Origin of the sequence: Thioclava litoralis (genome assembly GCF_045278885.1) — a bacterium.
In the GTDB taxonomy this organism is placed as follows: domain Bacteria; phylum Pseudomonadota; class Alphaproteobacteria; order Rhodobacterales; family Rhodobacteraceae; genus Thioclava; species Thioclava litoralis.
This window is the reverse complement of the sequence record NZ_CP135443.1, coordinates 1,057,734-1,079,361: the sequence shown is the minus strand read 5'-3', so window position 1 is coordinate 1,079,361 and position 21,628 is coordinate 1,057,734. Positions and strand designations below refer to the sequence as shown.

21 protein-coding genes and 1 tRNA gene are annotated in these 21,628 nt (G+C 63.0%); 16 read left to right on the top strand and 6 right to left on the bottom strand.

What is annotated here, in order from left to right:
- The first annotated feature begins 328 nt into the window (after positions 1 to 328).
- The 5 genes from pheS (at position 329) to RPE78_RS05325 (ending at position 5,332) form a co-directional block, all read left to right on the top strand.
- Positions 329 to 1,411, top strand: coding sequence for a phenylalanine--tRNA ligase subunit alpha (gene pheS, locus RPE78_RS05345; RefSeq protein ID WP_406721428.1), 1,083 nt, complete (start codon positions 329 to 331; stop codon positions 1,409 to 1,411).
- Between the two features lie 238 nt (positions 1,412 to 1,649).
- A complete protein-coding gene (locus RPE78_RS05340) occupies positions 1,650 to 2,147 on the top strand; it encodes a hypothetical protein (protein WP_339108456.1) in 498 nt (165 codons plus the stop codon).
- 9 nt (positions 2,148 to 2,156) lie between these two features.
- Positions 2,157 to 2,450 carry a YrhK family protein gene (locus RPE78_RS05335; protein ID WP_339108455.1) on the top strand — a complete coding sequence of 98 codons (294 nt, stop codon included), beginning with the start codon at positions 2,157 to 2,159 and terminating at the stop codon, positions 2,448 to 2,450.
- A gap of 72 nt (positions 2,451 to 2,522) precedes the next feature.
- Positions 2,523 to 4,931: a phenylalanine--tRNA ligase subunit beta gene (pheT, locus tag RPE78_RS05330; protein WP_406721427.1), complete on the top strand. Its 2,409-nt coding sequence runs from the start codon at positions 2,523 to 2,525 to the stop codon at positions 4,929 to 4,931.
- Between the two features lie 131 nt (positions 4,932 to 5,062).
- A complete protein-coding gene (locus RPE78_RS05325; RefSeq protein ID WP_406721426.1) occupies positions 5,063 to 5,332 on the top strand; it encodes a DksA/TraR family C4-type zinc finger protein in 270 nt (89 codons plus the stop codon).
- Here RPE78_RS05325 and RPE78_RS05320 read toward each other — a convergent pair whose 3' ends face one another.
- The 4 genes from RPE78_RS05320 to putA all read right to left on the bottom strand — a co-directional run bounded on the left by RPE78_RS05320 (position 5,333) and on the right by putA (position 10,311).
- Positions 5,333 to 5,689: a VOC family protein gene (locus tag RPE78_RS05320; RefSeq protein WP_339108452.1), complete on the bottom strand. Its 357-nt coding sequence runs from the start codon at positions 5,687 to 5,689 to the stop codon at positions 5,333 to 5,335.
- Between the two features lie 55 nt (positions 5,690 to 5,744).
- On the bottom strand, positions 5,745 to 6,431 hold the full coding sequence (locus RPE78_RS05315) for a helix-turn-helix transcriptional regulator (protein ID WP_406721425.1): 687 nt from the start codon (positions 6,429 to 6,431) through the stop codon (positions 5,745 to 5,747).
- The gene (locus RPE78_RS05310; protein ID WP_339108450.1) at positions 6,428 to 6,808 is read right to left on the bottom strand and encodes a GFA family protein; all 381 of its coding nucleotides are present in this window, start codon (positions 6,806 to 6,808) and stop codon (positions 6,428 to 6,430) included. The genes RPE78_RS05315 and RPE78_RS05310 overlap by 4 nt, the downstream gene beginning before the upstream one ends.
- Positions 6,809 to 6,915: 107 nt before the next feature.
- Positions 6,916 to 10,311: a bifunctional proline dehydrogenase/L-glutamate gamma-semialdehyde dehydrogenase PutA gene (gene putA, locus RPE78_RS05305; protein WP_406721424.1), complete on the bottom strand. Its 3,396-nt coding sequence runs from the start codon at positions 10,309 to 10,311 to the stop codon at positions 6,916 to 6,918.
- 108 nt (positions 10,312 to 10,419) lie between these two features.
- Here putA and RPE78_RS05300 point away from each other — a divergent pair, with 108 nt between their 5' ends.
- Complete coding sequence (locus RPE78_RS05300; protein ID WP_339108448.1) at positions 10,420 to 10,899, top strand: Lrp/AsnC family transcriptional regulator; 480 nt, start codon at positions 10,420 to 10,422, stop codon at positions 10,897 to 10,899.
- Here the strand turns inward: RPE78_RS05300 and RPE78_RS05295 are convergent.
- Positions 10,883 to 11,299, bottom strand: coding sequence for an META domain-containing protein (locus RPE78_RS05295; RefSeq protein ID WP_406721423.1), 417 nt, complete (start codon positions 11,297 to 11,299; stop codon positions 10,883 to 10,885). The genes RPE78_RS05300 and RPE78_RS05295 overlap by 17 nt on opposite strands.
- 336 nt (positions 11,300 to 11,635) lie before the next feature.
- On the opposite strand from RPE78_RS05295, the gene RPE78_RS05290 reads away from it, so the two are divergent.
- From RPE78_RS05290 to RPE78_RS05255, 8 genes are all read left to right on the top strand, one after another.
- Positions 11,636 to 12,100, top strand: a complete 465-nt coding sequence (locus RPE78_RS05290) for an Lrp/AsnC family transcriptional regulator (protein ID WP_339108446.1) — start codon at positions 11,636 to 11,638, stop codon at positions 12,098 to 12,100.
- 97 nt (positions 12,101 to 12,197) lie between these two features.
- The gene (locus tag RPE78_RS05285) at positions 12,198 to 14,162 is read left to right on the top strand and encodes a heme lyase CcmF/NrfE family subunit (protein WP_406721422.1); all 1,965 of its coding nucleotides are present in this window, start codon (positions 12,198 to 12,200) and stop codon (positions 14,160 to 14,162) included.
- A gap of 19 nt (positions 14,163 to 14,181) precedes the next feature.
- On the top strand, positions 14,182 to 14,637 hold the full coding sequence (locus RPE78_RS05280) for a cytochrome c-type biogenesis protein (RefSeq protein WP_406721617.1): 456 nt from the start codon (positions 14,182 to 14,184) through the stop codon (positions 14,635 to 14,637).
- Positions 14,638 to 14,689: 52 nt separating this feature from the next.
- Positions 14,690 to 14,772, top strand: a tRNA-Leu gene (locus tag RPE78_RS05275).
- Positions 14,773 to 14,951: 179 nt separating this feature from the next.
- Positions 14,952 to 15,740 (top strand): exodeoxyribonuclease III, encoded by a 789-nt coding sequence (locus RPE78_RS05270; RefSeq protein WP_339108443.1) that lies wholly within the window; start codon positions 14,952 to 14,954, stop codon positions 15,738 to 15,740.
- Positions 15,741 to 15,825: 85 nt separating this feature from the next.
- A complete protein-coding gene (locus RPE78_RS05265) occupies positions 15,826 to 16,743 on the top strand; it encodes a tetratricopeptide repeat protein (protein ID WP_406721421.1) in 918 nt (305 codons plus the stop codon).
- 27 nt (positions 16,744 to 16,770) lie between these two features.
- Entirely contained in the window at positions 16,771 to 17,415 is a 645-nt protein-coding gene (locus tag RPE78_RS05260; RefSeq protein WP_339108441.1) for an LON peptidase substrate-binding domain-containing protein, read from the top strand.
- The gene (locus RPE78_RS05255; RefSeq protein WP_339108440.1) at positions 17,412 to 17,639 is read left to right on the top strand and encodes a Trm112 family protein; all 228 of its coding nucleotides are present in this window, start codon (positions 17,412 to 17,414) and stop codon (positions 17,637 to 17,639) included. Before RPE78_RS05260 ends, RPE78_RS05255 begins: the two co-directional genes overlap by 4 nt.
- A gap of 6 nt (positions 17,640 to 17,645) precedes the next feature.
- On the opposite strand, the gene RPE78_RS05250 is transcribed toward RPE78_RS05255, so the two are convergent.
- The gene (locus tag RPE78_RS05250) at positions 17,646 to 18,872 is read right to left on the bottom strand and encodes an FAD-dependent monooxygenase (RefSeq protein WP_406721420.1); all 1,227 of its coding nucleotides are present in this window, start codon (positions 18,870 to 18,872) and stop codon (positions 17,646 to 17,648) included.
- 123 nt (positions 18,873 to 18,995) lie between these two features.
- On the opposite strand from RPE78_RS05250, the gene RPE78_RS05245 reads away from it, so the two are divergent.
- Entirely contained in the window at positions 18,996 to 20,318 is a 1,323-nt protein-coding gene (locus RPE78_RS05245; protein WP_406721419.1) for an amidase, read from the top strand.
- Positions 20,319 to 20,438: 120 nt separating this feature from the next.
- Positions 20,439 to 21,617, top strand: coding sequence for an aminotransferase class I/II-fold pyridoxal phosphate-dependent enzyme (locus RPE78_RS05240; RefSeq protein WP_406721418.1), 1,179 nt, complete (start codon positions 20,439 to 20,441; stop codon positions 21,615 to 21,617).
- Positions 21,618 to 21,628: the final 11 nt, after the last annotated feature.

Here is a 21,628-nt window from a genome sequence, read left to right as displayed (position 1 = left end):
TCTGGCAAAGTGGGATGAGGCGAAACACATTGAGTCTCCGCCTTTGTCGAACGCTATGCGCGAGACACTCGAGGCGGCTCCGGATGCTTCAGAACCTCCTTTTGACAAGCATCTTATGAGGGGTGAGGGCCATATGTCGGGCGGGATCTGTTGGCATGTCACGGATCTGCGTGTGGGTCGTAACCGCAATATCTCGCGCCGTGAGCTATCGCAGCAGATCTTGGACCGACTTTCGGCCGAGAAACTCGATACTGTCTTCGGTCGCGGCTTGAAAACAGTCGTCGCAGAGGCTAGCAACGGCCCCAACATTACAGAGGGTAAGAGTCAGATGAGCGATCTCGACCAGCTTCGCACGAAATATCTTTCCGGCGTGGCGGATGCCGCGGATGAGGCGGCTCTGGAAGAGCTGCGTCTGGCAGGGCTTGGCAAAAAAGGCGAAATCAGCCTGATGATGCGCGAGCTGGGCAAGATGAGCCCGGAAGAAAAGCAGACCTTCGGTAAGGCGCTCAACGAGCTGAAGACCGAGATCGACACCGCCTTGCGCGAGAAGAAACAGGCGCTGGCCGATGCCGCTCTCGAGGCACGTCTGCAGGATGAATGGCTGGATGTGACCCTTCCGGGGCGTCCGCGTCGTCAGGGCACCATCCACCCTGTGTCTCAGGTGATGGACGAGGTGACCGCGATCTTCGCCGATATGGGCTTCTCGGTGGCCGAAGGGCCGCAGGTGGAAGACGACTGGCATAATTTCGACGCGCTGAATATCGCGCCCGAGCACCCCGCCCGCCAGGAGCATGACACCTTCTTCATGCATCGTGCCGAGGGCGATGACCGTCCGCCGCATGTGCTGCGCACCCATACCAGCCCCGTGCAGATCCGCGCGATGCAGGAGCAGGGCGCGCCGATCCGTGTCATCGCGCCGGGCCGTGTGTATCGCATGGATATGGACCAGACCCACGCGCCGATGTTCCACCAGATCGAGGGGCTTGCGATCGGGAAGGACATCTCGATGGCGAACCTGAAATGGGTGCTGGAAGAGTTCTGCAAGGCCTTCTTCGAGGTCGATAATGTCGAGCTGCGCTTCCGCGCCTCGCATTTCCCCTTCACCGAGCCTTCGGCAGAAGTGGATATCCGTTGCTCTTGGGAGGGCAAACAACTCAAGATCGGCGAAGGCAATAGCTGGATGGAGATTTTGGGGTCGGGCATGGTCCACCCGAAGGTGCTTGAGGCGGCTGGTGTGGATTCGACGCAATATCAAGGCTTTGCCTTCGGTATCGGGATCGACCGTCTGGCGATGCTCAAATATGGCATCCCCGATCTGCGCGCCTTTTTCGACAGCGATCTGCGCTGGCTCAAGCATTACGGTTTCGCGCCGCAGGATGTGCCGACCGTGCTGGGCGGCCTGAGCCGCTAAGCCTGCCTGCCAAGATGCAGACCGCAAAGACGCCGCCCCCGAGGGGCGGCGTTTTGCATTTGGCGGCAGAGGAGGCTGGAATGGTGTGCTGAAAAAATGGGCATCTGGCGGCGGGCCGCTGATCTTTCGCTGCGACATTAAGATCTTGCTCATCAACTTCCCGCCAAGTGGGTGGCCGTTTGGCGCGGGGCGGGTAAGAATGCTGGCAGAGATAAATCGTAGGAACCGGAGGGATCTCATGAGCTGGGGTGGGTTGATTTTTCTGATGGTACTGGGCTGCGCGGTCAGCCTTGTGGGTCAGCTATATGTCTGGGGCAAGGGGACGACGCGCGCGCGGGACGAGGATTACGAGGCGGGGATCACCCGCATTGGTGTGGCAAGCCTTGGCGGTGCAATCCTGTTTGTCTTCCTGCTGGCCATCGGGGTGGACCGCGTTATGCCTCTGGCAAGCTATATGGCCTTTGCCACGGGGATCTGCATCACGCTGGTTATTGCATGGGCGGACACGCGCCAGACGATGAACGAGCGTAATTACGATCTGGGTATGAAATACGATGTCGTGATGTTTGTCGTGGCCGCGATGCATGTGGTCTTTGGCGTCATGATGGGGTCTTTCGGCTGGAATTTCGACATGCTCAGCCTCATTTTTGTCGAGCTGGTGGTCGTTCTGGTCAGCGTGATCTTCCGGTCGGTCGTCCGGGCCGCCACCAGCGGGGCAGAAGAGCACGCACACTGAAAGAGGCTTATGCGGATTTCAGGAAAACCCTTGTTTCACCGCGACCAACGCGGTGATTCCGACGAAAAGCGCAAGCTGTATGCCGCCTATGAACTCGCCTATACATTGGTCGATTTCGGGGCGGCCGTTTGCTTTGTGGTGGGGTCGATCATGTTCTTCTTCGACGCATGGATGATCCCCGGCACATGGCTGTTTCTGATCGGCTCGATCCTCTTTGCAGCCAAGCCGACGATCCGTCTGGTGCGGGAAATCCGGCTTTTGCAGATGGGGGACGCAAAGGATGTCGCGAAGCGGCAGGAGTGACCTTCCCATCCGGTCCCTTATCCGCTAGGACAGGCCCGCATCCCGTAGGGGGAATAGACGAAGGGTTGACCCATGAAATTCACGCTGAGCTGGCTGAAAGAGCATCTGGACACCGAGGCAAGCCTTGACGAGATCCTCTATGCGCTGACCGATCTGGGACTTGAGGTCGAAGAGGTCATCGACCCCGCCTCCAAGCTGGCCAGCTTTACCATCGCCAAAGTGGTCCATGCCGAGAGCCACCCCGACGCCGACCGTCTGCGCGTCTGCCGTGTGGCCACCGATGAGGGCGAGACGCAGATCGTCTGTGGCGCGCCCAATGCCCGCGAAGGCATCACCGTTGTTCTGGCCAAGCCCGGCGATTATGTGCCCGGCCTTGATGTGACCCTGTCGGTCGGCAAGATCCGCGGCGTGGAAAGCTTCGGCATGATGGCCTCCGAGCGCGAGCTGGAGCTGTCGGATGAGCATAACGGCATCATCGAACTGCCCTCGGGCGAGGTCGGCCAGAAATTCGTCGACTGGCTGGCGGTGAACAACCCTGCCGCTGTCGATCCGGTCATCGATATCGCGATCACTCCGAACCGCCCCGATGCTTTGGGCGTGCGCGGTATTGCGCGTGATCTGGCCGCGCGGGGTCTGGGCAAGCTGAAGCCGCTGGCGGTCACGCCGGTTGCGGGCAGCTTCGACAGCCCCGTGTCTGTGTCCATCGACGCGGGTCTGAAAGCCAAGGGTTGCCCCTATTTCGCGGGTCGCGTGATCCGTGGCGTGAAAAACGGCGAAAGCCCCGAATGGCTGAAAAAGCGTCTTGAGGCGATTGGCCTGCGTCCGATCTCGGCGCTGGTGGATATCACCAATTACTTCACCTTCGACCTGAACCGCCCGCTGCATGTGTTTGATGCGGCCAAGGTGGCCGGTGGTCTGCGTATCGAGCCCGCCAAAGGGGGCGAAAGCTTCGCCGCGCTCGACGAGAAAACCTATACGCTGCGCGAAGGCCAGATGGTGATCGTGGATGACAATGGCGTCGAAAGCCTTGCCGGTATCATGGGCGGCTCTGCCTCGGGTGCCGAGGCTGACACCGTCGATGTCTTCCTTGAATCCGCCTATTGGGACCCGATCACCGTGGCGGCCACGGGTCGTGCGCTGAAGATCAATTCGGATGCGCGCTACCGGTTTGAACGTGGCGTTGATCCGGCCTTCACGCTGGACGGGCTGGAGCTGGCGACGCAGATGGTGCTGGATCTCTGCGGCGGCGAGGCGTCTCATGTGGTGTCCGATGGTGCCATGCCGCAGGTGGATCGCGCCTATAAGCTCGACCCCGCCCGTGTGATCAGCCTTGTGGGCATGGAAATCCCCGAGGCGACCCAACGCGCAACGCTTGAGGCGCTTGGCTTCACGCTGGACGGCGATATGGCGACCCCGCCCAGCTGGCGTCCCGATATTCTGGGCGAGGCCGATCTGGTCGAGGAAGTGGCGCGTATCGCGTCGCTCGCGCAGCTGGAAGGCAAGCCGATGGCGCGCGAGACTGCAGGCGTTCCGGGGGCGATCCTCACGCCCCTGCAGCGCCGCGAGAAAATGGCGCGTCGTACCATTGCGGGCGCGGGCTATAATGAATGCGTGACCTATAGCTTCATCGATGCCGCCTCGGCCACGCTGTTCGGCGGCGGTGCGGATGCGACCAAGCTGCAGAACCCGATTTCCTCGGAAATGACCCATCTGCGCCCCGACCTGCTGCCGGGCCTTCTGCAAGCGGCCAGCCGCAATCAGGCACGCGGCGCGGGCGATCTGGCGCTTTTCGAGGTTGGCCCCGCCTTCACGGGCGGCGAACCGGGCGAGCAGCATCTGCAGGCAACCGGCCTTCTGGTCGGCCAGATCGCCCCGCGTGACCCCTATGGCTCGCGCCGTCCGGTGGACCTGTATGACGCCAAGGCCGATGCCGAGGTCATTCTGTCGGCGATCGGTGCGCCTGCGCGGATGCAGATCAACCGCAAGCTGGATGGCTGGTGGCACCCCGGTCGCTCGGGCGTGATGGCGCTGGGTCCGAACAAGCTGTGTGCCTTTGGCGAGATCCACCCCAAGGTTCTGCGCGAGATGGGCGTGAAAGGTCCGGCTGTGGCCTTCACCATCTGGCTGGAAAATGTGCCCTTCCCGAAAGCCAAGGGCCCGTCGCGTCCGGCGCTGGAAATGTCCGACCTGCAAGCGGTCGAGCGTGACTTCGCCTTTGTCGTCGATGCCAAGACCGAGGTGCTGACCGCCGTAAATGCCGCCTTGGGTGCGGATAAGGCGCTGATCGAGGCGGTGAATGTCTTCGACCAGTTCACCGGCCCGAAAGCGGAAGAGCAGATGGGGGCGGGCAAGAAGTCCATCGCGCTTAGCGTCCGCCTGCAACCGCGGGACAAGACGCTGACCGATAAGGATATCGAGGCGGTCTCTGCCAAGATCATCGACAAGGTCACCAAGGCGACCAAGGGCAGCCTGCGCAGCTGATCCTTTTTGCAACATTGACCAAACGCCCCTGCCACCCGCGGGGGCGTTTTTCTATGCCAGAATGCCGCTTGGCGACCAACGGGCTTGTGCCGTGCGCCTATGCTGCCCATCTTGGAAACAGGAGGTGCGCTATGGCAGGAGGTTGGGCCCGCGACGGGGCCGTGAACGAACAGATCGAAGCCTCGGTTCAGGATGAACTGGCCCGTATGCGCCAGCGCCGTGGCCCCACGGGCGAAAGCGCCGAATTTTGCGTGGACTGTGACGAGCCGATCCCCGAGGCGCGGCGCAAGGCCATTCCCGGAGTAAAGCTTTGCGTCGAGTGTCAGGGTGGCCATGACAGCCGTCATGCAAATCGCGGCGGAATGAACCGCCGCGCGTCGAAAGACAGTCTGCTGAAGTGATCAGCCCATGGCATAGGGCCGCAGCCGGTGCCCGTCGGGGTCGGCAATCACGAAGCTGCGGCCAAAGGGCAGGTCGGTCGGCTCCATCAGGACCGGACCTAGCGCTTTCCACTGGTCAAATTGTGTGTCGACCTCGCCTTGGGCCAGCTTGAAGCCGATCTCGCAGCCCCCGGCAGCTCCCGTGGCAGCCGGTGTCACATGATCCTTCTGCCAAAGCCCAAGGGCTTGCCCGTCGGGCAGTTTGAACAGCGCGAACTGGTCCATCCTTTCAAGCGGTGCCTGCCCGAAAGCCGCTTCGTAGAAGGTACAGGACCGTGCGATATCCGCGACATACAGAAAGAGGGTGGTCTGGGTCATGGGGTGCTCCTTTTCATGATGCCCCCTCTCTAGCGTGCCCCTGTGTCAGTTTCTGTCAGCAGCCAAGCAGCCCCTGCGCGCGCCGCCAGTCATCGAACAGCTTCTTGCGCGGGGGGCGGTAGGTCTCGCCCGTGGGCAGGGCTTCCGATATTCGGTCGGTGCGGAAACTGCGGAAATCGCCGCGCAGCTCGCACCAGCCCAGAAGCACCCGCGCCTGGTCAAAAAATGCCAGCGCCACGGGCCAGATGACGCGCTCCGACAGGGTGCCCTCGCCCGTGCGATAGGTAATGCGCAGCTTCTGTTGCTGGCGGATGGCCGCCCGCAGCGCGCGCGAGGCCACCTGATCGGGGGCAGGGCGCGGGCCGCCCACCACCAGCGTGGTCAGGTCCATCTCGTCGCGCAGGGCAGCAGGCACCACCGCGCGCAGCCGCGAAAGCGCGCTTTCCGCCGCCTGCGCCATATCGCTGTCGCCCTTGCTGGCCAGCCAGCGGGTGCCAACAACAAGCGCCTCAAGCTCTTCGACCGGAAAGGTCAGCGGCGGCAGCAGAAAGCCTTCGCGCAGCACATAGCCCAGACCGGCCTCGCCCTCGATCGGGGCGCCTTGCCCCTGAAGCGTGGCAATATCGCGGTAGAGCGTGCGCAGGCTTACCCCGAGTTCCTGCGCCAGAGCGGCCCCCGTCACCGGATGGCGATGGCGGCGCAGGATGTCCAGAAGCTGCAGCAGCCGTTCGGAGCGGCTCATCTGTCAGAGGGGTGCGAGACCCCGTCGACCCATTTGACAGGCTCCCAGTCGCGGGGGTTCACGCCCTCGATGGCACCAAGGTTCACACCATATTGGGTCGGGTCCGAGCGGCGGCGGTGATGGGTGTAAATCCCGCAGGTCTTGCAGAAGTAATGCACCGCCGTCTTGGTGTTGAACTGATAGACGGTCAGGTTCTCTTCGCCCTGCGTGATCTCCAGATCCTCCAGCTTCACCGTAACAGCCGCCGCCCCGCGCCTGCGACAGAACGAGCAATCGCAGCGCCGCGCTGTGCGCAGCCCGTCTGCAAGACGGATTTGCAGCTTTACGGCACCGCAATGACAGCTCACGGTTTGCGGGGCATTCTGGTCGATGATCATGGGCGTTTCCTCCGGTTCACCAACCAGCATAGGCGAAGATGCCGCGCCCACAATAAAAATGGCCTCCCGCAAGGGGAGGCCATTCAGGGGAACAGGGTCCGGACGGGTTATTTCGCGCCCGCCGAGGCCAGAAGCTGGGCGTTGCCGCCTGCCGCTGTGGTGTCGATGCAGATGTGGCGTTCATGCCAGACATGGCCCACATCGGGATGGCCGGTGATCAGCGCAAGGATGGGTCCCTCACGGCGGGCCAAGGCCTGCGCGTATTTGCGCGCCTCTTCCGGTTTGCCCCAGTAGAGCGCCCCCGAAATGCCGTGTTTCGCGGTCAGACCGTCGGGGGTGACATTGGTGGCCACTTCGGCCACGCCGCCCAGTGCTTCGACAGCCGCTTTCTGGTTGCGGGCCTCTTCGGCGCTGGGGCCCATGCACAGGAGCGGTTCGCGCACATGCAGCGTCAGGCGGTTCGATTCACCGGTCGGGCCCGGAAGCGAGCGCGCCTCTTGCGGCTTGTCCGAGGGTGCCGAAGTGGTGAAGCGCCACAGATATTCGGGGCCACCCGCTTTGGGGCCGGTGCCCGAAAGCCCTTCGCCACCGAAAGGCTGGCTGCCCACGACCGCGCCCACCTGGTTGCGGTTAACGTAGATATTGCCGCAATGGATGCTTTCCGTGACTTCCTGCACGCGGTTGTCGATACGGGTGTGCAGACCGAAGGTCAGCCCGTAGCCGGTCGCGTTGACCGCGTCGATGACCTTGTGCAGGTCTTCGGATTTGAAGGTCGCGATATGCAGCACGGGGCCGAAAATCTCGCGTTTCATATCCTCGATGCCGTTCACACGGATCGCGACGGGGGCACAGAAATGGCCCTGTTGCGGGGCGCTGATTTCTTTCAGCACGCGGCCTTGCGCACGGGCGGTTGCCACGTGGTCGCGGATGATGCCTGCAGCCTCGTCATCAATGACCGGACCGATATCGGTGGTCAGATCCCACGGGTTGTCCACCAGCAGCTCGTCCATCGCGCCAAACAGCATTTCCTGAATGGTGGGTGCGATATCGTCCTGCACATAGAGGCAACGCAGGGCCGAGCAGCGCTGACCCGCCGATTGGAAGGCCGAGACGAGGATATCGCGCACGGCCTGTTCCGGCAGGGCGGTGGAATCGACGATCATGGCGTTCAGACCACCGGTTTCCGCGATCAGCGGCGCGCCGGGGTCCATGTTGTCGGCCATAGCGCGACGGATGATCTTCGCGGTCTCGGTCGAGCCGGTGAAGGCCACGCCATTGATCCGCGCATCCGAGGTCAGGCGCGCGCCCACGGTCGCCCCATCCCCCGGCAGCAGTTGCAGGGCTTCGCGCGGCACGCCTGCCTCATGCAGAAGCTGCACGGCGAGGGTGGCGATGATCGGCGTCTGCTCGGCGGGCTTGGCCAGCACGGCATTGCCGGTCGCAAGGGCTGCGGCCACCTGACCGGTGAAGATCGCCAGCGGGAAGTTCCACGGGCTGATGCAGGTGAAGAGGCCACGCGCCTGCGCATTTTGCGGGATGTTGTGGGCGTAGTAATGCAGGAAGTCGACAGCTTCGCGCAGCTCGGCCACGGCATCGATCTGGATCTTGCCGGCCTCGCGGGCGAGGGCCGCGAAGATTTCGCCGTAATGGGCTTCGTAAAGCTCTGCGGCGCGGTTAAGAACCTCGGCGCGTTCGGTTTCCGACGCGGCCCACGGTTGGGCATTGGCCAGAGCGGTCTCGACATCGGCGCTGGAGGCGTTGAAGACCTGACCGATCACATCGCCATTCGAGGGGTTGAGCGCCTCGACAACGGGCAGCGGCTGTGCGGTGCCTGCGATCAGCGGACGGGCCTCGAAACGGGCAGCCTTGAACGGTGCACGGGCGGCATCAATGGTCGCCAGAGCGTCGCGTTCGGTCAGATCGAAGCCGGTCGAGTTCTTGCGGTCGCCGAACAGCGCATCGGGTTTGCGCAGGATCGGGTTTTCCACATGGCGGGTGCTTTCCACCTGAGCGAAGGGGCAGGAGGCCACTTCCTCGGGGGTCACATCCTCGTCCACGATCTGGTTCACGAAGCTCGAATTCGCGCCGTTTTCCAGCAGGCGACGCACCAGATAGGCCAGCAGGTCGCGGTGGGCACCACAGGGCGCATAGATCCGGCAGCGGGTCTTGTGATCGCCCAGAACGAGGTCATGCAGACGCTCGCCCATGCCATGCAGACGCTGGAATTCGAAATTGCGACGGTCTTCGCCTTCGGTCATTTCCAGCACGGCCGACACGGTATGCGCGTTATGGCCTGCAAATTGCGGGTAGATCCGGTCGCGCAGGCTGAGAAGCTTGCGGGCATTGGAGATGTAGCTGACATCGGTCGAGGCTTTGCGGGTGAATACGGGGAAGTCCTTGAGGCCCATGACCTGCGCGCGCTTCACCTCGGCGTCCCAATAGGCGCCTTTCACCAGACGGACCATGATCTTGCGGTCATAGCGCTGCGCCAGATCGTAGAGCCAGTCGATTGCAGGGGTGCAGCGGCGGCCATAGGCCTGCACCACCACGGCAAAACCGTCCCAGCCTGCCAGCGACGGATCGGCCAGAACGGCCTCGATCACCTTGAAGGACAGCGTCATGCGGTCGACTTCTTCGGCATCGACGGTGAAGCTCATATCGGCTTTGGCGGCTTTTTGCGCCAGACGCAGCACGACCGGCACCAGCTCGGCCATCACGCGCTCTTCCTTGGCAAGCTCGTAGCGCGGATGCAGCGCCGAGAATTTCACCGAAATGCCGGGGTTGTCGTAAAGGTGACCCTTGCGGCAGTTGGTGGCAATCGCGTCGATCGCTTGCGAGTAGTCTTCCTCGTAGCGCTTGGCGTCTTTCATGGTGCGGGCGGCTTCGCCCAGCATGTCATAGCTGTAGGAATAGCCCTTGGCTTCCTGCTTCTTGGCGCGCACCATCGCCGACTGGATGGTTTCACCCAGAACGAACTGGCGGCCCATTTCCTTCATCGCGCGGCTTACGGCCTTGCGGATCACCGGCTCGCCCAGACGGCGGATCGCGCCGCGCAGATGGCCTGCCATTCCCGGCGGACGGTCATCGAGCACCTTGCCCGTCAGCATCAGGCCCCACGTGGAAGCATTGACCAGCGGCGAGGCCGAATGGCCCAGATGCTTGCCCCAATCCGACGGTGCGATCTTGTCTTCGATCAGCGCATCCATCGTGTCGGCATCCGGCACGCGCAACAGCGCCTCGGCCAGACACATCAGCGCAATGCCTTCCTCGGTCGACAGACCGTATTCCGCCAGAAAGACCTCCATCAGGCCCGGACGGCTATCGGCGCGGATACGGCGCACCAGTGCGGCCCCGCGTGCGGCAATCTTGCCCCGCGTGCTCTCATCCAGCGCGGCCTGCGCGATCAGGCGGTCCAGCAGCGGTTCTTCGGGTTGCAACGTCAGCGCGTCGATCTGCTGGAAGTCCAGCGCCGGATCAACGATGGGAGATGAAATTTTGGTCATGGCGGGCCTCAAGGAAGGTATTTTGTCTAATCTACATCGAAACCACTTTTTATTTCGCCCATTCGATGACAATTCTTGGTCGAAGAAACCAAAGATACGGGTCTAAACATGCCAAATGATCTGCCAGACCTCGATAATTACGACCAGAAGATTCTCGCGGCGCTTTCGGAAGAGGGGCGGCTGTCTGTTACCGAGCTTGCGCGCCGCGTCGGGCTGACCAAGACGCCTGTGCAGGCGCGGATGAAGCGGCTTGAGGATCTGGGGGTGATCAAGGGCTATCGCGCCGTGCTCAGCCCGATCCGTATGGGGCTGAGCCATGTGGCATTTGTCGAGGTGCGGCTCTTGGACACGCGCGAGGTGTCGCTGGCGGCGTTCAACCGCGCGGTGCGCGCCCTTCCCGAGGTGGAAGAGTGCCATATGATCGCTGGCGGCTTCGATTACCTGCTGAAGGTCCGGACCCGCGATATCACCGATTATCGCCGTGTGATGGGCGAGAAAATCTCGGCTTTGCCACATGTTTCCTCCACCACCACCTATGTGGCGATGGAGACGGTGACGGATGCGGCGGCGATCAGTCCGCAGGTCTGACCGCGATGATAACGGGTTGGCCATCGGCGCGCAGTTCGATGCCGTCTTGTGTGGCCGCAACACTGTCGACGCGGGCAATGGCTGCATGGAAGGCCTGTTCGGTCTGCATTTGCGGTTCCGAGCACATCATGCGGGTGCCGACAATCGCACCGATATGCAGCTTGCCGTCGCGCCGTTCCACAGGCGCGCTATAGCGGTTGCAGCCCGAATTTCCGGCAATCTGCTCCGCTTCCGGATGGAGCAGGTTGACCTTGACCCCCTCGGGCACCGGACGGCCTGCGATCTGCGTGACCTGCCATTCCTGCCCGACAGGCAGAGCGGCCAGCATATCCGCTGGTGGGGCATCGGGTTTGCAGGCGGCAAGACAAGCAATCAGGGCAATCGGGAGCATGAAACGCATGGGGCTATCCTTCGGATAAGGACCGGAACGCGTGCTGGCACGGCCCGCAGGCCAAAATCGGCGCATTCCGGCCCGTGTCGGTATCGTCCATGCATGCGGTCATTGCGCCGTGAAGTAAAGGCCATTGACGTGAGGACCCTCCGGGGGGGGCGGGCGATCGGCCTCTTGGGCGGGGTGGTTCGGGGGCAGGCCGGCCTTCATGCCGTGCCAGAAACCGCTTGCAGAGCTGTGGTAAATTAATCAAAAGGGGCCGCAGCATGTGCTGTTTTTGTTCCTGTGGTTGCCCTGTCCGAGCCGGATAGGGATGTCTGAGAGCGGTTTTCCCGAGGTGATTTCATGACAGGTGAGAGCGTTTCTTCTGATCAGCTCGATGATACGGACCGCCGTCTGATTGCCGCGCTGCGTCGCGATGGGCGGGCGGCTGTCTCCGATCTGGCGACCCAGCTCAACCTGTCGCGGGCCACCGTGCGCTCGCGGATCGAAAAGATGATCTCGCGGGGCGAGATTACCGGCTTTTCCGTCCAGACCCGCTCGGATGCGCCGCAGGCTGCCGTGCGCGGGGTGATGTTGCTGGAGATCGACGGTCGCCAGACCGACCAGATCGTGCAGAACCTGCTGGGCCTGCCTCTGGTGCAGGCGGTGCATACGACCAATGGGCAATGGGATCTCCTGCTGGAGATCGGCGCCCGCAATCTGCAAGAATTCGATGATCTTCTGCTGATCATCCGCGCCTTCGAAGGGGTGCGCCGCAGCGAAACCAGCCTGTTGCTGGGCACAAGGCGGCCTGCGGTGATCGGCTAGGGCCAAGCCTGCAACATATTCCATGGTGTGATAGGCTGGGTGCTTTTCCTACGCGCCTGCGGGCGGTAAGGTGCCTGCGCAACAGGAGGCCCCCGCGATGATTGCCGAGCTAGGTCACTTTACTCTTATACTGGCACTTTTTGTGGCCGTTATTCAGTCCCTTGTGCCGCTGATCGGGGCGCATAAGAACTGGCGCGGCTGGATGGCGGTCGCCGGACCGGCGGCGACGGTGCAGTTTCTGCTTGTCGTGACATCCTTTCTGGCGCTGACCTATGCTTTCGTGACATCGGATTTTTCGGTCGCGCTGGTCTACGAGAACAGTCACACCGACAAGCCGATGCTCTATAAGGTCTCGGGAGTTTGGGGCAACCACGAGGGCTCCATGCTGCTTTGGGTGCTGATCCTGTCGATCTTCGGCGCGGCGGCGGCATGGTTTGGTGGCAATCTCCCGCCCCGTCTGCGGGCCCGTGTCCTGTCGGTGCAGGGCATGATCGGGCTGGCATTCCTGATTTTCATCCTGTTCACCTCGAACCCGTTTCTGCGCATGGCCAATCCGCCGATGAACGGGCGCGGGATGAACCCGCTGCTGCAAGACCCCGGTCTGGCCTTCCACCCGCCCTTCCTCTATCTGGGCTATGTCGGGCTTTCGATGGCCTTTTCCTTTGCCGTGGCCGCCCTCATCGAGGGGCGCGTCGATGCGGCATGGGCGCGCTGGGTGCGGCCCTGGACGCTTGCGGCATGGATCTTTCTGACCATCGGTATCGCCCTTGGATCATGGTGGGCCTATTACGAGCTGGGCTGGGGCGGTTTCTGGTTCTGGGACCCTGTGGAAAACGCCTCCTTCATGCCGTGGCTTCTGGCGGCGGCGCTTTTGCATAGTGCGATCGTTGTGGAAAAACGCGAGGCGCTGAAAAGCTGGACGATCCTTCTGGCCATTCTGGCCTTCGGATTTTCGCTGATCGGCACGTTTATCGTGCGCTCCGGTGTGATTACCTCGGTGCATAGCTTTGCCAACGACCCGCAGCGCGGGATCTATATCCTGAGCATTCTGGCGGTCTTCGTGGGCGGGGCGCTGACGCTCTATGCCTTCCGCGCGGGGGCCATGCAGGCGCGGGGCGTGTTTTCCATGCTGTCGCGGGAAAACGCGCTTGTGCTGAACAATATCCTGCTGGCCGTGGCGGCGCTTGTGGTGTTTGTGGGCACGATCTGGCCCCTGCTGGCCGAGATGTTCTGGGCGCGCAAGCTTTCGGTCGGGGCGCCGTTCTTCGATAAAAGCTTCACGCCGTTCTTCGTGGCACTGGCGCTGGTGCTGCCGGTCGGGGCGATGATGCCGTGGAAACGTGCGAAGATGGGCCGTGTGCTGCGTCCGCTGCTGCCGGCCTTCGTGCTGGCGCTGGCGATTGCCGGACTGGGATGGACAATGGAAACGGGCCGGTCGCTGATGGCGCTGGTGGCCAGTTTCCTCGGGGCATGGATCATTCTGGGGGCGCTTGTCGAACTCTGGCAGCGTGCCGGACGCAGGCCCGCACGGCTGTTGCGCCTGCCGCGCGCCGATTGGGGCAAGGCGGTGGCGCATTCCGGTCTGGCGATCACCATCATGGGGGTCGGGCTGCTGACCGCCGGTCAGGTCGAGGATATCCGCGTGGCACAGGAGGGGCAGCCCTTCGAGGTGGCCGGATACCGGATCAGCCTTGATGAGGTGCATCGCGATCAGGGGCCGAACTATGTTGCCACCACCGCCACGATGACTGTGCGGCGTGGCGGGAAGGTGATCACGGTGCTGCATCCCGAAAAGCGGGTCTATCCGACCGAGGGCATGCCCACCACAGAGGCCGCAATCCATAGTGGCTTCCTGCGCGACATCTATCTGGTGATCGGCGATCCGCAGGAGAATGGCGGCTGGGCCGTGCGCACCTATATCAAACCCTTCGCGATCTGGATCTGGGGCGGGGCGATTATCATGGCCCTTGGCGGGTTGCTCAGCCTGTCGGACCGCCGGTATCGTGTGGCTGCGGGCGCGCGCAAGGCGTCGGCCGTCTCTTCCGCAACTCCGGCAGAGTGAGGCCGTGCCGATGATCCGTATCCTTCTTTGCGCCCTGTCTTTCGTCATGTTGCAGGCGGCGGCGGTTCTGGCCGTGCAGCCCGACGAGATCCTGCCCGATCCGGCGCTGGAGGCCCGCGCCCGCGCCCTGAGCACAGAGCTGCGCTGCCCCGTCTGCCAAGGCGAGGATATCGACGATTCCAACGCCGCCGTGGCCCGTGATCTGCGGCGTCTGGTGCGCGAAAGGCTGGTGGCGGGCGATACGGACCAGCAGGTGCTGGAATATGTGACGGCGCGCTACGGGGAATATGTGCTGTTTTCTCCCGAGGCGAAGGGCGCCAATCTGCTGCTCTACTGGGCGGGGCCTGCCACCTTGCTGATTGCCTTGGGCAGTGTGGTGGTCTGGGTGCGCCGCAGGGCTCGCCGTCACGACCCCCGCCCCGAGGCGCTGAGTGTCGAGGAAAAGGCGCGTTTGGACGAAATATTGAAGGGTTAGAGGCGCTGGCCTCTTGCGCCTTCGCAGCCTTTCGCTTAGCCAAGACGACGTTGCGGGCGTGGCGGAATGGTAGACGCATGGGACTTAAACTCCCTGGGGCCTAGGCCCATACCGGTTCGAGTCCGGTCGCCCGTACGGTTTCCCCCCATTTTGTCCGTGGCGCTGCCGATCCCCCGCTCGGGCGCGGCGCGTGAGGCCGATCCGGGCCGCAGGAGGGGGCCTTTGCCTGGGATGGCCGGGGTGGAGCCTTGCCTTTCGCCTTGCGCCCCACGGCCGTTATCGCCACTATCCGCGCGCGATAAACGGAGACACCCATGAGCTTTACCCTTGCCACCTGGAACATCAACTCGGTCCGCCTGCGCGAGGGGCTTGTGGCGCGTCTGATGCGCGAAGAGGCGCCCGATGTGCTGTGCCTGCAGGAGTGCAAGAGCCCTGTGGAGAGCATCCCCTTCGAGAGCTTCCGCGCTTTGGGCTACGAGCATATGGTTGCCCGCGGCCAGAAGGGCTATAACGGGGTGGCGATCTTTTCCAAGATCCCGATGGAAGAGGCAGGCGCCGGCGATTATGCCAATCTGGGCCATGCGCGCCATGTGGCGGGGCGTCTTGCCAATGGCGTGACTGTGCATAACTTCTATGTGCCCGCAGGGGGCGATGTGCCCGACCGCGAGGTGAACGAGAAATTCGGCCAGAAGCTGGATTACCTCACCCATATGCGCGATGAATTCGCCGCCAAAGCGCCCGAGCGTGCCATCCTTGTGGGCGATCTGAATATCGCCCCGCGCGAGGATGATGTCTGGTCGCATAAGCAGCTTCTGAAAATCGTCAGCCATACGCCCATCGAGGTAGAGCATCTGGACGCGGTGATGAAAGCGGGCAACTGGGTCGATGTGACCCGTCAGGACATCCCCGAAGGGCTGCTTTATAGCTGGTGGAGCTATCGCGCCAAGGATTGGTCCGCCGCCGATAAGGGCCGTCGTCTGGACCATATCTGGGCGACAGCGGATATTGCGGGCGCGGCCTCGGGCTCGCGTATCCTGCGCGATGTGCGCGGTTGGGAACAGCCCTCCGACCATGCGCCGGTCTTCGCGACTTTCGATCTTTAATTTCGCGCGTCCCGCAGGGCAGCCCTTGGCGGGGCGGGTCCGCGAGCGCATATAGACACCGACAGAACTCCGGAAGGAAGATCCCATGCTCGGCAATGAGATGATCGGCGGTATGACAGCCGCAACCGATGACCTGATCAAGGACGTAACCGAAGCCAATTTCATGGCCGACGTGATCGAGAGATCGCAAACCGTGCCAGTGATCGTCGATTTTTGGGCGCCGTGGTGTGGCCCGTGCAAGACGCTGGGGCCGGCGCTGGAAGCGGCGGTGACCAAGGCCAAGGGTGCGGTCGTGATGGCCAAGATCAATGTCGATGAAAACCAGATGCTCGCAGGGCAGATGCGGGTGCAGTCCATCCCGACCGTCTATGCCTTCTATCAGGGCCAGCCGGTGGACGGGTTCCAGGGCGCGCTTCCGGGCTCCGAGATCGAGAAATTCGTGACCAAGATCGCCGAGATGGGGCCGGGGGCCGATAACGGTCTGGCCGATGCGATTGCCGCCGCCGAAGAGATGCTGGCGGAGGGCGCGGCCGAGGACGCCGCCGAGACCTTTGCGGCCATTCTGGACGAAGAGCCTGAAAATGCCGAGGCCTTCTCGGGGTTGATCCGTGCCCATATCGCGGCAGGGCAGCTTGAGCAGGCGCAGGCGCTGGTTGAAAATCTTGCGCCCGCCCTTGCCACGGCGGCATCGGTCGAGGCGGCGCTGGCACAGCTGGAACTTGCCAAACAATCGGCCAATGCCGGTCCGCAGGCGGAACTGCAGGCCAAAGTGGATGCCGATCCGACCGATGCTCAGGCGCGCTTCGATCTGGCGCAGGCGCTGTTTGCCGCAGGTGATGCGGAAGGCGCGATCAACCAGCTTCTGGAGCTGTTCCGCCGTGACCGCGAATGGAATGATGGCGCGGCCAAAGCCCAGTTGCAGACCATTTTCGAGGCGCTCAAACCCACCGATCCTCTGGTTGCAAAGGGGCGTCGCAAACTCGCCTCGATGATATTTGTCTGATCGGGGTTTCGGCCTAGCTGGTGGTCCATGATGAACGCAATCGACCTGCCCGATGCCATTCCGCTCTTCCCGTTGCCCGGGGCGCTTTTGCTGCCCCGGGGGACGCTGCCCCTGCATATCTTCGAGCCGCGCTATTTGCAGATGATCGAGGATTGCCTGAAAACGCCGGGGCGGTTGATCGGGATGATCTTGCCGCGCAACCACGGCGAGGACGAGGCCGAGCTTGCGCCGATCGGCTGCGCGGGGCGTCTGACGGGGTTTTCCGAAACCGAGGACGGGCGCTATCTGATCACCCTGACCGGCATCTCGCGCTTCCGTCTGATGGGCGCACGCGACGGGTTCACGCCCTACATTATGGGCGAGGTCGAGTGGGACGAGTTCTCCGGCGATCTGCATGGGCCTGACCATGACCGGGGCCTGCAACGCGAGAGTTTCTTTGCGCTTCTCAGCCGGTTTTTCGAGGCCAATGGCATGGATACCGACTGGGACAGTCTGCGTGATGCCGAGGACGAATTGCTGATCAATTCGCTTTCGATGCTGATGCCGCTTTCTCCGGAGGACAAGCAGGCCCTGTTGGAGGCTCCCAACCTGACGGTGCGGCGCGAAACCCTGCTGACGCTGATGGATTTCTCCCTGCGCAGCGGTGGCGAAGGGGAAGAGAGCCTGCAATGAGCACAGCGCAACCGGAGGATAATCCCGACCGTGTCAGCACCGAGCGCCCTGCCTTCGACAGGCGGATGCTGGAGGTGCTTGTGTGCCCGTTGACCCATGCCGTGCTGCATTATGATGCCGCCGCACAGGAACTGATCTCGAAGCCCGCACGTCTGGCCTTCCCGATCCGCGGCGGCATTCCGATCCTGATCCCGTCCGAGGCGCGGGATCTGGATGTCGATTGAGGCGGGTTAAAGCGGCTCGCCCTTCAGAAGGCGGGGCAGGGGGCCACCCAGCCCTGCGGCCTGTGTCATGAAGCCGCGCCGCAATCCGGGGAGTGCCTGAACCAGCCCCATTCCCATCTGGCGCCCGAGTTTCAGCAGGGGGTTATGGTTGGAAAACAGCTTGTTGACCGTATCCATCCCCAGCGCCAGCGAGGTGGAATCAAAGCGCCGCCAGCTTTGATAGTCTTCCAGCACATTCAGCGCACCGATATCATCGCCACGCCGGTAGGCATCCACCAGAACCTGCGCCAGCGCCGCGACATCACGCAGCCCGAGATTGAGCCCCTGTCCCGCAATCGGATGCACGCCATGCGCCGCATCGCCGACCAATGCGATCCGCGCGGCCACATAGGATTTGGCCAGCGTCAGGTTCAGCGGGTAGCTGAAACGCGGGCCAGCCAGAGAGATCTGGCCAAGGAAATCCCCGAAGCGCGGGCGCAGCAGGCCCAGAAAATCGCCATCCGACAGGCCGTCCAGCGTCTGCGCGTTCTCGCGCGTCTCGCTCCAGACGATAGAGGACCGGTTGCCGGTCAGCGGCAGGATCGCCAACGGGCCGGTCGGCATGAAGAACTGCTGCGCGATGCCGTGATGCGGTTTTTCATGGGCGATTGCGGCGACCAGAGCGGTCTGGCCGTAATCCCAGCCTTCGCGCGTGATCCCCGCACGTTCGGCCACGCCGGATTTGCGCCCGTCGGCCCCGACCAGCAGGCGGGCCGTCAGGCATTGACCGTCCGAAAGCGTCGCTGTGACATGGCCTTGGGATACCTCTTGCGCGATGACAGAGGTGCCCGCGATTACGGTGACAAGGGGCTGTGCCTCCATCGCGTCCTGCAAGGCGCGGGACAGATAGCGGTCTTCCAGCATCCAGCCCACAGGGGACTGGTCCATCTCGCGCGAGTCGAAATGCAAAAAGAAGGGGGCCGCGCCGTCGCCTGCGTGACCATCGGAGGCTTTGACATCCATCATCGGTTGCGCCTCGGGGGCAAGCTGGCCCCATAGGCCCAGCCCCTTCAGCAGCCGCTGCGAGGCGACCGCCAAAGCGTAGGCCCGCCCGTCAAAGCCCTGATGGGCCCTTGCGCGGGGCGGCGTTGCATCGACCACGGTCACCCGTAGCCCCGCCTGTGCCAGCGCCAATGCCAAGGTCGGGCCGTTCAGCCCGCCGCCGGAAATAAGGATATCACAATCGGTTTTCATGCTGCTAAATATGGCGTTTTCGGCGCGCTTGTCCATTGCTTGCACGACTTTGGTGTAACCCCCATTGTCAGAACGATAAAATCATGTCTAGCCTTGGGTTTGAGTGATGATTGGAGAGCCTGCATGACGACCTCGACCCGCTATCTGCCTGCCGCGGAACAAGGGCGTCTGATTGCCGCGGGCATGCTGGATCCGGTCGCGCAGGTCGAACTCTATCTGGAGACGGCAGCGGGGCGCGATGGCCGGATGGCATTTGCCCGCCTGACCCCCAATCGCGCGCGCTTCGAGGCGATGGCCGCCCGCACACGCACGAAAGTGGGGCAGGGGCGTTCGGCGCTGGATGGGGTAGCCATTTCATGGATGGATGCGGTGGACAGTGCGGGGGCGGTCACCGAAGCGGGCAGCCGGCTGTTTTCGGGCCATGTGCCCGCCCGTGATGCGCGCGCGTTGCAGCAGGCCAGTGCTGCGGGCGGGGTCTGTCTGGGGAAGACGCAGATGACCGAGCTGGGGCTGGATCTTCTGGGGGTGAATGCCCTCAGCGTCACCCCGCCCAACCGCCATGATCCCAGCCTTGTGACGGGGGGAGGGGCCTCTGGCGGGGCGCTCTCGGTCACACTGGGGCTTTGTGCTATGGCGGTGGGGCTGGAGAACGGCGGCGGGCTTCTGGTGCCTGCCGCGTGGAACGATCTGGTGGGGTTCCGCCCCGGACTGGGGCGCGTGCCGCTTGCGGGGGTGGCGACGGGGTCGCAATTCGATACGCTGGGCTTCATGGCGCGACGGGTCGAGGATTGCGCGCAGGGGCTGGCGCTGGTGGAAAACGGCAAGCTCCCCGATCTGCGTGGCGCAGACATATCGGGCGCGCGTCTTCTGGTGCTGGAGGGCGGCGTCTTTGATGATGCCGATCCGGCCTGTCTGGAGGCAATGAGCCGTGCGATAGGCCGTTTGGCCAAGGCGGGCGCCAAGATTACGGTGCAAAGCCCCAAAGCGTTCGAGGCGCTGAAGCGGCTGCGCTTTTTGGCGCAGACCGAGTTTCACGCCCGCTGGCAGCAGCGGGTGAGAGAAAATCCGCTTAAGGTGACGCCCGATTTCCTACGGGCCTTCGAGGCGGCGGTAGGTGTCTCGGCGGATGTCTATCTGCAGGGGCTCGCGCAGTTGCACGCGGTGCGGCAGGACTGGCGGGGCGTGGTTGCGGGCTATGATGTCGTGCTGATGCCCACTGCGGCCTCCTTGGCCCCAAGCTATGATAGCCTGTTGATAGATCAGGATTTCTTTAGGAGCCAGCAACAGTTGGCCAGCCGGAATGTCGGCAGTGCGGCGCTTCTGGGCGGGCCGGTGCTGACCCTACCCACGGGGCGCGATATGGTGGGGCTAAGCCTTCTGGGGCTGCCCGGAGAAGATGAAAAGGTGCTGTGTTTTGGGGCTGCAATCGAGGCCGCGCTTGGCTGAAATGCCACAATCCAAAGGCGACCTTGCCCGCATCTCGCCATGATCTGGACAGGACATGTGGTTTTTGGGTAACGTCGTCCCGAACGGGGCGCAAAATGACTCCGGCAAATGAGGCATATAATGGATTATCCCGAGCGGTTCTCGAACCTGCCCGAATACGCGTTTCCGCGTTTGCGGACGCTGCTCGATTCCCACCAGCCGGGCGGGGAAATTATTAATATGACCATTGGCGAGCCGCGGCATGCGATGCCGGGCTTCGTGGGCGATGTGCTGGCGGCCTCTGTCGCGGAATTCGGCAAATACCCAGCCAATAACGGTACCCCCGAACTTCTGGCCGCGATTTCGGCATGGATTGCGCGGCGCTACGGCGTGGAGGTTGCCGAGGATCGGATCATGGCGCTGAATGGCACCCGCGAAGGGCTGTTCAATGCGGTGCTGGCACTTTGCCCCGAAACCAAACGGGGCAAGCGCCCCGTGGTTCTGATCCCCAACCCCTTCTATCAGGTCTATGCCATCGCCACGATGATGATCGGCGCAGAGCCTGTTTTCGTGCCCGCCACCGCAGAAACGGGGTTCATGCCCGATTATCGCGCGCTGCCTGCCGAGGTGCTGGACCGCACGGCGATCGCCTTTATCTGCTCGCCCGCCAATCCGCAGGGGGCCGTGGCCTCGCGCGCGTATCTGGCCGATCTGCTAGAGCTGGCCGAGACACATGATTTCCGTGTTTTTGCCGATGAATGCTATTCGGAACTCTATCGCCATGACCCGCCCCCCGGGCTGATCGAGGTGGCGCAGGAGGTGGGGGCCGATCCCGAGCGCGTGGTGATCTTCCATTCGCTGTCCAAACGGTCCAGCCTGCCGGGGCTGCGGTCCGGCTTTGTTGCGGCGGGGCCGAAAAGCATGCATTATATCCGCCAGTTGCGCGCCTATTCGGGGGCGCCGCTGCCGCAGCCCTTGCAGCGTGTCGCGGAAAAGGTCTGGGCGGACGAGGATCATGTGATCGAGAACCGCCGCCTGTATCAGGAGAAATTCGATGACGCGGCCGTGGTCTTTGACGGCATCAATTCGGTTACCATGCCCGATGCGGGCTTTTTCCTATGGTTGCCGGTGGAGGATGGCGAGGCGGCGGCCATGAAACTATGGCGCGAGACCGGTGTGCGGGTTCTGCCCGGTGCCTATCTTTCGCGCGAAGTCGAGGGCGAAAATCCCGGCAGATCCTATATTCGGGTGGCTCTTGTCGCCCCAAGAGAAGAAACGCGACGCGGACTGACCAAGCTCCGTGATTGCCTTTACCTTTGAGGACGAGCAGC

Coding starts and splice junctions, on each gene's coding strand:
- RPE78_RS05265 (WP_406721421.1), top strand. CDS start 15,826: ATGCTCGGCAATGAGATGATCGGCGGTATGACAGCCGCAACCGATGAC.
- RPE78_RS05315 (WP_406721425.1), bottom strand. CDS start 6,431: ATGAGCCGCTCCGAACGGCTGCTGCAGCTTCTGGACATCCTGCGCCGC.
- RPE78_RS05260 (WP_339108441.1), top strand. CDS start 16,771: ATGATGAACGCAATCGACCTGCCCGATGCCATTCCGCTCTTCCCGTTG.
- RPE78_RS05290 (WP_339108446.1), top strand. CDS start 11,636: ATGACAGGTGAGAGCGTTTCTTCTGATCAGCTCGATGATACGGACCGC.
- pheT (WP_406721427.1), top strand. CDS start 2,523: ATGAAATTCACGCTGAGCTGGCTGAAAGAGCATCTGGACACCGAGGCA.
- RPE78_RS05245 (WP_406721419.1), top strand. CDS start 18,996: ATGACGACCTCGACCCGCTATCTGCCTGCCGCGGAACAAGGGCGTCTG.
- RPE78_RS05240 (WP_406721418.1), top strand. CDS start 20,439: ATGGATTATCCCGAGCGGTTCTCGAACCTGCCCGAATACGCGTTTCCG.
- pheS (WP_406721428.1), top strand. CDS start 329: ATGAGCGATCTCGACCAGCTTCGCACGAAATATCTTTCCGGCGTGGCG.
- RPE78_RS05255 (WP_339108440.1), top strand. CDS start 17,412: ATGAGCACAGCGCAACCGGAGGATAATCCCGACCGTGTCAGCACCGAG.
- RPE78_RS05285 (WP_406721422.1), top strand. CDS start 12,198: ATGATTGCCGAGCTAGGTCACTTTACTCTTATACTGGCACTTTTTGTG.
- RPE78_RS05325 (WP_406721426.1), top strand. CDS start 5,063: ATGGCAGGAGGTTGGGCCCGCGACGGGGCCGTGAACGAACAGATCGAA.
- RPE78_RS05340 (WP_339108456.1), top strand. CDS start 1,650: ATGAGCTGGGGTGGGTTGATTTTTCTGATGGTACTGGGCTGCGCGGTC.
- RPE78_RS05320 (WP_339108452.1), bottom strand. CDS start 5,689: ATGACCCAGACCACCCTCTTTCTGTATGTCGCGGATATCGCACGGTCC.
- RPE78_RS05335 (WP_339108455.1), top strand. CDS start 2,157: ATGCGGATTTCAGGAAAACCCTTGTTTCACCGCGACCAACGCGGTGAT.
- RPE78_RS05310 (WP_339108450.1), bottom strand. CDS start 6,808: ATGATCATCGACCAGAATGCCCCGCAAACCGTGAGCTGTCATTGCGGT.
- RPE78_RS05300 (WP_339108448.1), top strand. CDS start 10,420: ATGCCAAATGATCTGCCAGACCTCGATAATTACGACCAGAAGATTCTC.
- RPE78_RS05295 (WP_406721423.1), bottom strand. CDS start 11,299: ATGCGTTTCATGCTCCCGATTGCCCTGATTGCTTGTCTTGCCGCCTGC.
- putA (WP_406721424.1), bottom strand. CDS start 10,311: ATGACCAAAATTTCATCTCCCATCGTTGATCCGGCGCTGGACTTCCAG.
- RPE78_RS05270 (WP_339108443.1), top strand. CDS start 14,952: ATGAGCTTTACCCTTGCCACCTGGAACATCAACTCGGTCCGCCTGCGC.
- RPE78_RS05250 (WP_406721420.1), bottom strand. CDS start 18,872: ATGAAAACCGATTGTGATATCCTTATTTCCGGCGGCGGGCTGAACGGC.